Origin of the sequence: Pandoraea anapnoica (assembly GCF_902459765.1) — a bacterium.
Lineage (GTDB): Bacteria > Pseudomonadota > Gammaproteobacteria > Burkholderiales > Burkholderiaceae > Pandoraea > Pandoraea anapnoica.
The window spans coordinates 118,643-128,458 of the sequence record NZ_CABPSP010000018.1 but is presented as its reverse complement, the minus strand read 5'-3'; the positions used below and the strand labels follow the sequence as shown (position 1 = coordinate 128,458).

The 9,816-nt window shown below is 58.6% G+C and carries 22 protein-coding genes; all 22 read left to right on the top strand.

Annotated elements, in window-relative coordinates; translation table 11 throughout:
* Positions 1-84, top strand: an 84-nt coding sequence (locus tag PAN31117_RS24520; RefSeq protein ID WP_455709878.1) for an EF-Tu C-terminal domain-related protein, incomplete at its 5' end; no start/stop codon positions are given.
* Between the two features lie 113 nt (positions 85-197).
* A complete protein-coding gene (gene rpsJ / locus PAN31117_RS24515; RefSeq protein ID WP_010804138.1) occupies positions 198-509 on the top strand; it encodes a 30S ribosomal protein S10 in 312 nt (103 codons plus the stop codon).
* A 206-nt stretch (positions 510-715) separates the two neighbouring features.
* Entirely contained in the window at positions 716-1,372 is a 657-nt protein-coding gene (gene rplC / locus PAN31117_RS24510; RefSeq protein WP_039401616.1) for a 50S ribosomal protein L3, read from the top strand.
* A gap of 2 nt (positions 1,373-1,374) precedes the next feature.
* Positions 1,375-1,995 (top strand): 50S ribosomal protein L4, encoded by a 621-nt coding sequence (gene rplD, locus PAN31117_RS24505; protein WP_010804136.1) that lies wholly within the window; start codon positions 1,375-1,377, stop codon positions 1,993-1,995.
* Entirely contained in the window at positions 1,992-2,306 is a 315-nt protein-coding gene (gene rplW, locus PAN31117_RS24500) for a 50S ribosomal protein L23 (RefSeq protein ID WP_010804135.1), read from the top strand. The genes rplD and rplW overlap by 4 nt, the downstream gene beginning before the upstream one ends.
* A 2-nt stretch (positions 2,307-2,308) precedes the next feature.
* Positions 2,309-3,136, top strand: coding sequence for a 50S ribosomal protein L2 (rplB, locus tag PAN31117_RS24495; RefSeq protein WP_039393727.1), 828 nt, complete (start codon positions 2,309-2,311; stop codon positions 3,134-3,136).
* 13 nt (positions 3,137-3,149) lie between these two features.
* On the top strand, positions 3,150-3,425 hold the full coding sequence (gene rpsS, locus PAN31117_RS24490) for a 30S ribosomal protein S19 (protein WP_010804133.1): 276 nt from the start codon (positions 3,150-3,152) through the stop codon (positions 3,423-3,425).
* A gap of 10 nt (positions 3,426-3,435) precedes the next feature.
* Complete coding sequence (gene rplV, locus PAN31117_RS24485) at positions 3,436-3,765, top strand: 50S ribosomal protein L22 (RefSeq protein ID WP_039393726.1); 330 nt, start codon at positions 3,436-3,438, stop codon at positions 3,763-3,765.
* 9 nt (positions 3,766-3,774) lie between these two features.
* Complete coding sequence (rpsC, locus tag PAN31117_RS24480) at positions 3,775-4,578, top strand: 30S ribosomal protein S3 (RefSeq protein WP_039393724.1); 804 nt, start codon at positions 3,775-3,777, stop codon at positions 4,576-4,578.
* Positions 4,579-4,580: 2 nt separating this feature from the next.
* The gene (rplP, locus tag PAN31117_RS24475) at positions 4,581-4,997 is read left to right on the top strand and encodes a 50S ribosomal protein L16 (RefSeq protein WP_010804130.1); all 417 of its coding nucleotides are present in this window, start codon (positions 4,581-4,583) and stop codon (positions 4,995-4,997) included.
* A 14-nt stretch (positions 4,998-5,011) separates the two neighbouring features.
* The gene (rpmC, locus tag PAN31117_RS24470) at positions 5,012-5,206 is read left to right on the top strand and encodes a 50S ribosomal protein L29 (protein WP_010804129.1); all 195 of its coding nucleotides are present in this window, start codon (positions 5,012-5,014) and stop codon (positions 5,204-5,206) included.
* Positions 5,203-5,475 (top strand): 30S ribosomal protein S17, encoded by a 273-nt coding sequence (rpsQ, locus tag PAN31117_RS24465; RefSeq protein WP_150740477.1) that lies wholly within the window; start codon positions 5,203-5,205, stop codon positions 5,473-5,475. The genes rpmC and rpsQ overlap by 4 nt, the downstream gene beginning before the upstream one ends.
* Positions 5,476-5,740: 265 nt before the next feature.
* A complete protein-coding gene (rplN, locus tag PAN31117_RS24460) occupies positions 5,741-6,109 on the top strand; it encodes a 50S ribosomal protein L14 (RefSeq protein WP_010804127.1) in 369 nt (122 codons plus the stop codon).
* Positions 6,110-6,120: 11 nt separating this feature from the next.
* Entirely contained in the window at positions 6,121-6,429 is a 309-nt protein-coding gene (gene rplX, locus PAN31117_RS24455; protein ID WP_150740476.1) for a 50S ribosomal protein L24, read from the top strand.
* Positions 6,430-6,442: 13 nt separating this feature from the next.
* The gene (gene rplE, locus PAN31117_RS24450) at positions 6,443-6,982 is read left to right on the top strand and encodes a 50S ribosomal protein L5 (RefSeq protein ID WP_023593829.1); all 540 of its coding nucleotides are present in this window, start codon (positions 6,443-6,445) and stop codon (positions 6,980-6,982) included.
* Positions 6,983-6,989: 7 nt separating this feature from the next.
* Positions 6,990-7,295, top strand: a complete 306-nt coding sequence (gene rpsN / locus PAN31117_RS24445; protein ID WP_039393717.1) for a 30S ribosomal protein S14 — start codon at positions 6,990-6,992, stop codon at positions 7,293-7,295.
* Positions 7,296-7,308: 13 nt separating this feature from the next.
* The gene (gene rpsH / locus PAN31117_RS24440; RefSeq protein WP_010804123.1) at positions 7,309-7,704 is read left to right on the top strand and encodes a 30S ribosomal protein S8; all 396 of its coding nucleotides are present in this window, start codon (positions 7,309-7,311) and stop codon (positions 7,702-7,704) included.
* Between the two features lie 15 nt (positions 7,705-7,719).
* Entirely contained in the window at positions 7,720-8,253 is a 534-nt protein-coding gene (gene rplF, locus PAN31117_RS24435) for a 50S ribosomal protein L6 (RefSeq protein ID WP_150740475.1), read from the top strand.
* 11 nt (positions 8,254-8,264) lie between these two features.
* Positions 8,265-8,630: a 50S ribosomal protein L18 gene (gene rplR, locus PAN31117_RS24430; protein ID WP_039393713.1), complete on the top strand. Its 366-nt coding sequence runs from the start codon at positions 8,265-8,267 to the stop codon at positions 8,628-8,630.
* 13 nt (positions 8,631-8,643) lie between these two features.
* Positions 8,644-9,162, top strand: a complete 519-nt coding sequence (gene rpsE, locus PAN31117_RS24425) for a 30S ribosomal protein S5 (protein WP_039393711.1) — start codon at positions 8,644-8,646, stop codon at positions 9,160-9,162.
* 11 nt (positions 9,163-9,173) lie between these two features.
* Positions 9,174-9,356, top strand: coding sequence for a 50S ribosomal protein L30 (gene rpmD / locus PAN31117_RS24420; protein WP_010804119.1), 183 nt, complete (start codon positions 9,174-9,176; stop codon positions 9,354-9,356).
* Positions 9,357-9,367: 11 nt separating this feature from the next.
* The gene (rplO, locus tag PAN31117_RS24415) at positions 9,368-9,802 is read left to right on the top strand and encodes a 50S ribosomal protein L15 (protein WP_039393709.1); all 435 of its coding nucleotides are present in this window, start codon (positions 9,368-9,370) and stop codon (positions 9,800-9,802) included.
* Positions 9,803-9,816: the final 14 nt, after the last annotated feature.

Below are 9,816 nucleotides of genomic sequence, written 5' to 3'. Positions count from 1 at the left end.
GCCATGACCGAAGGTCTGCGCTTCGCAATTCGCGAAGGTGGCCGTACGGTTGGCTCGGGCGTCGTTGCCAAGATCGTCGCCTAATAGCGGATTGAACGACGATGCGGGGTTCCGGCCCCCATCGTCGTGATTCTGTTTGCTCTTTGTGATTTACCCGGCGCCCGAACGAGGGTTGCCATGCTCTTTGGAGAAATTCCATGCAGAACCAAAAGATCCGTATCCGCCTGAAGGCTTTCGACTACCGCCTGATCGACCAGTCGGCTGCCGAAATCGTTGAAACCGCCAAGCGCACCGGCGCAATCGTCAAGGGCCCGGTGCCCCTGCCGACGCGTATCGAGCGTTTCGACATCCTGCGTTCGCCGCACGTCAACAAGACGTCGCGCGACCAGCTCGAAATCCGCACGCACCAGCGCCTGATGGACATCGTCGATCCGACGGACAAGACGGTTGACGCGCTGATGAAGCTCGACCTGCCGGCTGGCGTCGACGTCGAAATCAAGCTGCAGTAAGGCTTGAGAGCGATTTCGCTCTTGAAAGCCCCGCCAATGCTGGACCCGGCGGGGCTTTTGTTATGTGATTTAGCAACACTTGTCAAGCGATAAAAGTCCGCCTATAATGGCGGGCTCAAGTGTAGTTTTGAAAAGATGGCCCACGTCCGTGGACCATCCTTTTGTCATTTAGCCCCGGCCAATCGCAGTCGGGAATGGAGAAAATCATGAGCCTTGGCCTTGTCGGTCGCAAGGTTGGCATGACGCGTATTTTCACGGACGACGGCGATTCGATTCCCGTCACCGTGCTCGACGTGTCTAACAACCGCGTGACGCAAATCAAGACGGATGAAACGGACGGCTATACCGCCGTTCAAGTCACTTTCGGCAATCGTCGCGCCTCGCGCGTGACCAAAGCCGCCGCCGGTCACTACGCGAAAGCGGGTGTTGAAGCCGGTGAAATCCTCAAGGAATTCCGCATCGATGCTGCTAAAGCTGCTGAACTGCAGCCCGGCGCAGCCGTTGGTGTCGATCTGTTCCAAGTAGGCCAGAAGGTCGACGTGCAAGGCGTGTCGATCGGTAAGGGCTACGCAGGTACCATCAAGCGTTACAACTTCGCTTCGGGCCGCGCATCGCACGGTAACTCGCGTTCGCACAACGTGCCGGGTTCGATCGGTATGGCGCAGGATCCGGGCCGTGTGTTCCCGGGTAAGCGCATGACGGGTCACCTGGGTGACGTCACGACGACGGTACAGAATCTCGAAATCGCGCGCATTGACGCTGAACGTGGCCTGATCTTCGTGAAGGGTGCCGTTCCGGGCGCCAACGAAGGCAAGGTTTTCGTGACCTCGGCAGTCAAGGCCAAACTCGCGAAGGGAGCGTAACAATGGAACTGAAGCTCCTGAATGAGCAAGGTCAGGAAGGCGCTGCTGTCAACGCGTCGGACGTCGTGTTCGGCCGTGACTACAACGAAGCGCTGATCCATCAGGTTGTGGTGGCTTATCAAGCCAACGCCCGCAGCGGCAACCGTGCGCAGAAGGACCGTGAACAGGTCAAGCACACGACGAAGAAGCCGTGGCGTCAGAAGGGTACGGGCCGCGCTCGTGCCGGTATGTCGTCGAGCCCGCTGTGGCGCGGCGGTGGCCGTATCTTCCCGAATTCGCCGGAAGAGAACTTCACCCACAAGGTCAACAAGAAGATGTACCGCGCAGGTGTGTGCTCGATTCTGTCGCAGCTCGCTCGTGAAGGTCGTCTGTCGGTGGTCGAGGACATCAAGCTGGATGCGCCGAAGACCAAACTGCTCGCTGAAAAGATCAAGGCCATGGGTCTTGAGTCGGTGCTGCTGATCACGGATAGCGTGGACGAGAACCTGTTCCTGGCCTCGCGCAATCTGGCTCACGTTGCCGTCACCGAGCCGCGTTTCGCCGACCCGCTGTCGCTCATCTACTTCAAGAAGGTGCTGCTGACGAAGGGCGCGATCGCCAAGATTGAGGAGATGCTGTCATGAGCGACGTGCGTAAAAACGACCATCGTCTGTACCAGGTCTTGCTCGCGCCGGTGATCTCCGAAAAGGCGACGCTGGTGGCTGACAAGAATGAACAAGTGGTGTTCCAAGTTGCACGCGACGCGAACAAGCAAGAAGTGAAGGCTGCAGTTGAGCTTCTCTTCAAGGTTGAAGTCGAGTCGGTGCAGATCCTGAACCGTAAGGGCAAGCAAAAGCGCTTTGGCCGCTTCATGGGTCGTCGCGACCACGAGAAGAAGGCTTACGTGAGCTTGAAGCCGGGTCAGGAAATCAATTTTGAAGCGGAGGCCAAGTAATCATGGCACTCGTCAAAACGAAACCGACGTCGCCGGGCCGCCGTTCGCTGGTCAAGGTCGTCAACAAGGATCTGCATAAGGGCAAGCCGTTCGCCCCGCTGCTCGATACCAAGAGCAAGACCGCTGGCCGTAACAACAACGGTCACATCACCACCCGTCATATGGGTGGCGGTCACAAGCAACACTACCGTATCGTCGATTTCCGTCGCAACAAGGACGGCATCACGGCGAAGGTTGAGCGTCTTGAGTACGATCCGAACCGCAGCGCGAACATCGCACTGCTTTGCTACGCCGACGGCGAGCGTCGTTACATTCTTGCTCCGAAGGGTATGACCGTCGGCCAGCAAGTGGTGAGCGGCTCCGAAGCTCCGATCAAGGCTGGTAATGCACTGCCGATCCGCAACATTCCGGTCGGTACCACGATTCACGGCATCGAACTGCTGCCGGGTAAGGGCGCGCAAATCGCCCGTGCCGCTGGTACGTCGGCAATGCTGCTGGCTCGTGAAGGCACGTACGCTCAAGTGCGTCTGCGTTCGGGCGAAGTCCGTCGCGTGCACATCGAGTGCCGCGCCACCATCGGTGAAGTCGGCAACGAAGAGCACAGCCTGCGCCAATTGGGCAAGGCCGGTGCTAAGCGTTGGCGCGGTATTCGCCCGACCGTTCGCGGTGTGGCGATGAACCCGGTGGATCACCCGCACGGTGGTGGTGAAGGTCGTACGGCAGCTGGTCGTCATCCGGTCAGCCCGTGGGGTCAGCATACCAAGGGTAAGCGTACCCGTTCGACCAAGCGCACCGACAGCATGATCGTTCAGCGTCGCAAGAAGCGCTAATTGGAGCTAGCAAATGACTCGTTCTGTTAAAAAAGGTCCGTTTTGCGACGCTCATCTGCTGAAGAAAGTGGAAGCGGCAGCTGCATCGCGTGACAAGAAGCCGATCAAAACCTGGTCGCGTCGTTCGACCGTCCTGCCCGATTTCATCGGCCTGACGATCGCTGTACACAATGGCCGTCAACACGTGCCGGTGTACGTGACGGAAAACATGGTCGGCCACAAGCTGGGTGAGTTCGCACTTACCCGTACCTTCAAGGGCCATGCGGCCGACAAGAAGGCGAAGAAATAAGGGGCCGATCATGGAAGTGAAAGCAATTCACCGCGGTGCCCGTATCTCGGCGCAGAAGACGCGTCTGGTCGCTGACCAGATTCGCGGCCTGCCGCTGGAGCGTGCGCTGAATGTACTGACCTTCTCGCCGAAGAAGGCCGCGGTCATCATCAAGAAGGTGCTGGAGTCGGCTATCGCCAACGCCGAGCACAATGAAGGTGCTGACATTGACGAGCTGCGCGTTAAGGGCATCTTCGTTGACAAGGCGACCTCGCTCAAGCGTTTCACCGCGCGCGCTAAGGGCCGTGGTAACCGCATCGAGAAGCAAACCTGTCACATCACTGTGACGCTGGGCAACTAAGGGGTCACGATGGGACAGAAAATTCATCCGACTGGCTTCCGTCTGGCTGTCAGTCGTAACTGGGCTTCGCGTTGGTACGCGAACAACCAGGATTTCGCGAAAATGCTGCAGGAAGATATCGGCGTTCGCGATTACCTGAAGAAGAAGCTGAAGAACGCTTCGGTTGGCCGCGTGGTCATCGAGCGTCCGGCCAAGAATGCTCGCATCACGATTTTCAGCTCGCGTCCGGGCGTTGTGATCGGCAAGAAGGGCGAGGACATCGAAATCCTCAAGGCTGAGCTGCAAAAGCGCATGGGCGTGCCCGTGCACGTGAACATCGAAGAAATCCGCAAGCCGGAAACCGATGCGCAGCTGATCGCCGATTCGATCGCTCAGCAGCTTGAGCGCCGTATCATGTTCCGTCGCGCAATGAAGCGCGCGATGCAGAACGCGATGCGTCTGGGTGCCCAAGGCATCAAGATCATGAGCGCTGGCCGTCTGAACGGTATCGAAATCGCCCGTACCGAGTGGTACCGCGAAGGCCGTGTGCCCCTGCACACCCTGCGCGCTGACATCGACTACGCAACCTCGGAAGCGAAGACGACGTACGGCATCATCGGTATCAAGGTGTGGGTCTACAAGGGTGACACGCTGGGCCGCAACGACGCTCCGGTGGCTGAAGAGCCGGCCGAAGAGAAGCGTCCGCGCCGCAATGCGCGTCCGGGCGACCGTCGCCCCCGTCGTGACGATGCTGGCGACAAGGCCGGTGCGAAGCGCGGTGGTGCACGCCGTCCGGCTGGCAAGCCTGAAGGCGACGCCAAGACTGGAGAATAATCATGCTGCAACCGAAACGCAGAAAGTATCGCAAAGAGCAGAAGGGCCGTAACACTGGCGTCGCCACCCGTGGCAACGAAGTGTCGTTCGGCGAATTCGGTCTGAAGGCGGTCGGTCGTGGTCGTCTGACGGCTCGTCAAATCGAAGCTGCTCGTCGTGCTATGACCCGCCACATCAAGCGTGGTGGCCGTATCTGGATCCGTATCTTCCCGGACAAGCCGATCTCGCAAAAGCCGGCAGAAGTGCGTATGGGTAACGGTAAGGGTAACCCGGAGTACTACGTCGCCGAGATTCAGCCGGGCAAGATGCTGTACGAAATGGACGGTGTGGATGAAGCGCTGGCGCGCGAGGCGTTCCGCCTGGCTGCTGCCAAGTTGCCGATTCAGACGACGTTCTTCGTCCGTCGTCTTGGCGCCTGAAGGGAGAATTTGAAATGAAAGCATCCGAACTTCGTGCCAAGGATGTCGACGGCCTGAACAAGGAACTGTCGGATCTGTTGAAGGCCCAATTCGGTCTTCGCATGCAAGCGGGCACCCAACAGCTGAGCAACACCAGCCAGCTGAAGAAGGTGCGCAAGGACATCGCGCGTGTGCGTACCGTGTTGACTGAGAAGGCGAGCCAGAAATGAACGATACCGCTAAGACTTCGCTGAAGCGCACCCTCGTCGGTCGCGTTGTCAGCGATAAGATGGACAAGACGGTTACCGTGCTGATCGAGCGTCAAATGAAGCACCCGCTCTACGGCAAGTACATCGTGCGCTCGAAGAAGTACCACGCGCACGACGAAACCAACCAGTACAAGGAAGGCGACCTGGTCGAGATTGAAGAATCCCGTCCGCTGTCGAAGACCAAGGCCTGGACGGTTGCCCGTCTCGTGGAAGCTGCCCGTATCATCTAAGGCAGTCTGAAGCGAAGGCTTGACTTGCAAGTCCGGAATTATCGATGTATAATTCCGGACTTTCCGCTTCTTTCGCCAAAACCGGTCTTTGGTTTCGCAAGGGAGTGGATGGCTTCCGAAGCCGATTCGTATCCTCTACGGGTCTGGACGAGGTAGCAAGGTTGTCCACTTTTGAACGACTCAACCCAAACGGCACCCTTTGGTGCTGACGGGGACCAAGACTGACCGACGCCTAGGTGTCGGATTAAGTTGGGAAGATAACACCATGATTCAAACTGAAACCCGGCTCGAAGTAGCCGACAACACCGGTGCGCGCGAAGTGATGTGCATCAAGGTGCTGGGCGGCTCCAAGCGTCGCTACGCCGGCATTGGCGACATCATCAAGGTCAGCGTGAAGGATGCTGCCCCGCGTGGTCGCGTCAAGAAGGGCGAAATCTACAACGCAGTGGTCGTGCGCACCGCCAAGGGCGTGCGTCGCCAGGACGGCTCGCTGGTCAAATTCGACGGCAACGCCGCCGTGCTGCTTAACACCAAGCTCGAGCCGATCGGCACCCGTATCTTCGGGCCGGTTACGCGTGAACTGCGTACCGAACGCTTCATGAAGATCGTGTCGCTGGCCCCGGAAGTGCTGTAAGGAGCCGACACATGAACAAGATTCGTAAGGGTGACCAAGTCATCGTTCTGACGGGTAAGGACAAGGCCAAGCGTGGCACGGTTCTGGCCGTTGATGGTGAGAAGCTGGTCGTCGAAGGCGTGAACGTCGCCAAGAAGCACGTCAAGCCGAACCCGATGAAGGGTACGCAAGGTGGCGTGGTCGACAAGACGATGCCGATCCACGTTTCGAACGTGGCGCTGGTGGATGCCAATGGCAAGCCGTCGCGCGTGGGCATCAAGGTCGAAGACGGCAAGAAGGTCCGCTTCCTCAAGACGACCGGTGCGGTCGTCGGTGCCTAAGGGAGTATAGATAATGGCCCGTTTGCAAGAATTCTATAAGGACAAGATTGTCGCCGAGCTCACCAAGCAGTTCGGTTACAAGTCCGTGATGGAAGTGCCGCGCATCACCAAGATCACCCTGAACATGGGCCTTGGTCAAGCCGTCGCTGACAAGAAGATCATTGAGCACGCCGTTGGCGACCTGACGAAGATTGCCGGTCAAAAGCCGGTGGTGACGAAGGCTCGTAAGGCTATCGCCGGTTTCAAGATCCGCGAAGGTTACCCGATCGGTACGATGGTGACGCTGCGCGGTGAGCGTATGTTCGAATTCCTGGATCGTTTCATCACCGTGGCTCTGCCGCGCGTGCGCGACTTCCGTGGTATTTCGGGTCGTGCGTTCGACGGTCGTGGCAACTACAACATCGGTGTGAAAGAGCAGATCATTTTCCCCGAAATCGAATACGACAAAATCGACGCACTGCGTGGTCTGAACATCAGCATCACGACGACTGCGAAGACTGACGAAGAAGCCAAGGCTCTTCTGTCGGCGTTCAAATTCCCGTTCCGTAACTGAGGTAATCGTGGCTAAACTGGCACTTATCGAACGCGAAAAGAAGCGCGCCCGTCTGGCGGCGAAGTACGCTGGCAAGCGTGCTGACCTCAAAGCGATCATCGAAGACACCAGCAAGTCGGAAGACGAGCGTTATGAAGCACGCCTGGCGCTGCAACAGCTGCCGCGTAACGCCAACCCGACGCGTCAACGCAATCGTTGCGAGCTGACCGGTCGTCCGCGCGGCACGTTCCGCAAATTCGGCCTGGCCCGTAACAAGATCCGTGAAATCGCCTTCCGTGGCGAAATCCCGGGCGTGACCAAAGCAAGCTGGTAATAGGAGAAGCACCATGAGCATGAGCGATCCTATCGCCGATATGCTGACTCGCATCCGCAACGCTCAGATGGTTGAGAAGGCATCGGTGAAGATGCCCTCGTCCAAGCTGAAGGTCTCGATCGCCAAGGTCCTGAAGGACGAAGGCTACATCGAAGACTTCGCGGTTGAAGCAGAAGAAACCAAGCCGGTGCTGAACATCGCACTGAAGTACTACGCTGGCCGTCCGGTGATCGAGCGCCTCGAGCGCGTTTCCCGCCCGGGTCTGCGTGTGTACAAGAGCCGCAACGACATCCCGCAGGTCATGAATGGCCTGGGCGTTGCAATCGTCTCGACCCCGAAGGGCGTGATGACGGATCGCAAGGCACGCGCCACTGGCGTGGGCGGCGAAGTCATCTGCTACGTGGCCTAACCGAGGAGAGTTGAAATGTCTCGAGTAGGTAAGAGTCCTATTGCACTGCCGAAGGGCGTTGAAGCAACGCTGGCTGGCAATGTGCTGACGGTCAAGGGTGCCCTGGGTTCGTTGACCCGTGGCGTGAACACCCTTGTGAACGTCAAGATTGAAGACGGCACCATCACCTTCGCCCCGGCTGACGAAAGCCGTGAAGCGAATGCGCTGTATGGTACGGAACGTGCACTGGTCAACAATATGGTGACCGGTGTGAGCAAGGGTTTCGAAAAGAAGCTGCAACTCGTTGGCGTGGGTTACCGTGCCAAGGCTGAAGGTAACAACCTGAAGCTTGAGCTGGGTTTCTCGCACGATGTTGTGCATGCCATGCCGGAAGGCGTGAAGGCAGAGACCCCGACGCAGACGGAGATCATCATCAAGGGCGTTGATAAGCAACGCATCGGACAAGTGGCTGCGGAAGTTCGCGGTTACCGTCCGCCCGAGCCCTACAAGGGTAAGGGCGTCCGCTATGCGGACGAGACGGTGATCCTCAAGGAAACCAAGAAGAAGTAAGGGTGCGAAACATGGACAAGAAACAATCACGTGTGCGCCGCGCTCGCCAGACTCGTATCAAGCTGGCAGCTCAGAAGGTGCATCGCCTTTCCGTGCATCGCACCAACGTGCACATTTACGCGCAAGTTTTCTCGGAAGACGGCACGCAAGTGCTGGCCAGCGCTTCGACGCTGGAAGCCGAAGTGCGCAAGGAACTGGGCGACAAGGAAGGCAAGGGTGGCAACGCTGCCGCTGCTGCGTTGATCGGCCGTCGTATCGCCGAAAAGGCGAAGGCTGCCGGCATCGAAAGCGTGTCTTTCGACCGCTCGGGCTTCCGCTATCACGGTCGCGTTAAGGCTCTCGCCGACGCAGCCCGTGAAGCCGGCCTCAAGTTCTAAGTAAGGATCCGTCATGGCAAAGATGCAAGCGAAAGTTCAGGCTGACGAACGCGACGACGGCCTTCGCGAGAAGATGATCGCGGTCAACCGTGTCACGAAGGTTGTGAAGGGTGGCCGTATTCTCGGTTTTGCCGCGTTGACCGTGGTTGGTGACGGCGATGGCCGCATCGGCATGGGCAAGGGCAAGGCGAAGGAAGTCCCGGTTGCCGTTCAAAAGGCAATGGAACAAGCCCGCCGCAATATGTTCAAGGTTGCTCTGAAGAACGGCACCCTTCAACACAACGTTCTCGGCCAGCATGGCGCCTCGCGCGTCCTGATGTCGCCGGCAAAGGACGGTACCGGTGTGATCGCCGGTGGCCCGATGCGCGCGGTGTTCGAGGTGATGGGCGTGACCAACGTGGTGACGAAGAGCCTTGGCTCGACGAACCCGTATAACCTGGTCCGCGCCACGCTCGACGGCCTGAAGAAACAATCGACTCCTGCTGACATCGCCGCTAAGCGTGGCAAGTCGGTGGAAGAGATCCTCGGCTAAGGGTGATCAATATGTCGCAGCAAACTGTGAAAGTTAAGCTGGTCAAGAGCCTGATCGGTACGCGCGAAGAACATCGCGCCACCGTGAAGGGCCTCGGCCTGCGTCGCCTCAATTCGGTCAGCGAGTTGCAGGATACGCCCGCTGTGCGGGGCATGATCAACAAGGTCTCGTACCTTGTGAAGATCGTCGACTGAGCGAGGGCAAAATGGAATTGAATTCGATTAAGCCGGCAGAAGGCGCCAAGCACGCCAAGCGCCGCGTCGGCCGTGGCATCGGTTCGGGTCTGGGTAAAACCGCCGGCCGTGGTCACAAGGGTCAGAAGTCGCGTTCGGGTGGCTTCCACAAGGTGGGCTTCGAAGGCGGTCAAATGCCGCTGCAACGTCGTCTGCCGAAGCGTGGTTTCAAGTCGCTGACGCGTCGTTTCGTGGGCGAAGTTCGCCTGTCGGACCTGAACAACCTGCCGGTCGACGAGATCGATCTGTTGGTTCTGAAGCAGGCCGGTCTGGTGAGCGAGCTGTCGCTTTCGGCCAAGATCATCGCCGCTGGCGAGATCACCCGCAAGGTCGTTGTGAAGGGTCTGGGCGTCACCAAGGGTGCGCTCACCGCCATTCAAGCGGCTGGCGGTTCGGTCGCAGAGTAAGTTAGGACACCCCG

Bases quoted from the DNA above. Each gene is read 5' to 3' on its own strand.
- rplF (WP_150740475.1), top strand. From the start codon at position 7,720: ATGTCTCGAGTAGGTAAGAGTCCTATTGCACTGCCGAAGGGCGTTGAA.
- rplX (WP_150740476.1), top strand. From the start codon at position 6,121: ATGAACAAGATTCGTAAGGGTGACCAAGTCATCGTTCTGACGGGTAAG.
- rplW (WP_010804135.1), top strand. From the start codon at position 1,992: ATGAGCGACGTGCGTAAAAACGACCATCGTCTGTACCAGGTCTTGCTC.
- rpmD (WP_010804119.1), top strand. From the start codon at position 9,174: ATGTCGCAGCAAACTGTGAAAGTTAAGCTGGTCAAGAGCCTGATCGGT.
- rplP (WP_010804130.1), top strand. From the start codon at position 4,581: ATGCTGCAACCGAAACGCAGAAAGTATCGCAAAGAGCAGAAGGGCCGT.
- rplE (WP_023593829.1), top strand. From the start codon at position 6,443: ATGGCCCGTTTGCAAGAATTCTATAAGGACAAGATTGTCGCCGAGCTC.
- rpsJ (WP_010804138.1), top strand. From the start codon at position 198: ATGCAGAACCAAAAGATCCGTATCCGCCTGAAGGCTTTCGACTACCGC.
- rplN (WP_010804127.1), top strand. From the start codon at position 5,741: ATGATTCAAACTGAAACCCGGCTCGAAGTAGCCGACAACACCGGTGCG.
- rplR (WP_039393713.1), top strand. From the start codon at position 8,265: ATGGACAAGAAACAATCACGTGTGCGCCGCGCTCGCCAGACTCGTATC.
- rpsE (WP_039393711.1), top strand. From the start codon at position 8,644: ATGGCAAAGATGCAAGCGAAAGTTCAGGCTGACGAACGCGACGACGGC.
- rplC (WP_039401616.1), top strand. From the start codon at position 716: ATGAGCCTTGGCCTTGTCGGTCGCAAGGTTGGCATGACGCGTATTTTC.
- rpsQ (WP_150740477.1), top strand. From the start codon at position 5,203: ATGAACGATACCGCTAAGACTTCGCTGAAGCGCACCCTCGTCGGTCGC.
- rpsC (WP_039393724.1), top strand. From the start codon at position 3,775: ATGGGACAGAAAATTCATCCGACTGGCTTCCGTCTGGCTGTCAGTCGT.
- rpsH (WP_010804123.1), top strand. From the start codon at position 7,309: ATGAGCATGAGCGATCCTATCGCCGATATGCTGACTCGCATCCGCAAC.
- rplV (WP_039393726.1), top strand. From the start codon at position 3,436: ATGGAAGTGAAAGCAATTCACCGCGGTGCCCGTATCTCGGCGCAGAAG.
- rplO (WP_039393709.1), top strand. From the start codon at position 9,368: ATGGAATTGAATTCGATTAAGCCGGCAGAAGGCGCCAAGCACGCCAAG.
- rpsS (WP_010804133.1), top strand. From the start codon at position 3,150: ATGACTCGTTCTGTTAAAAAAGGTCCGTTTTGCGACGCTCATCTGCTG.
- rpmC (WP_010804129.1), top strand. From the start codon at position 5,012: ATGAAAGCATCCGAACTTCGTGCCAAGGATGTCGACGGCCTGAACAAG.
- rplD (WP_010804136.1), top strand. From the start codon at position 1,375: ATGGAACTGAAGCTCCTGAATGAGCAAGGTCAGGAAGGCGCTGCTGTC.
- rplB (WP_039393727.1), top strand. From the start codon at position 2,309: ATGGCACTCGTCAAAACGAAACCGACGTCGCCGGGCCGCCGTTCGCTG.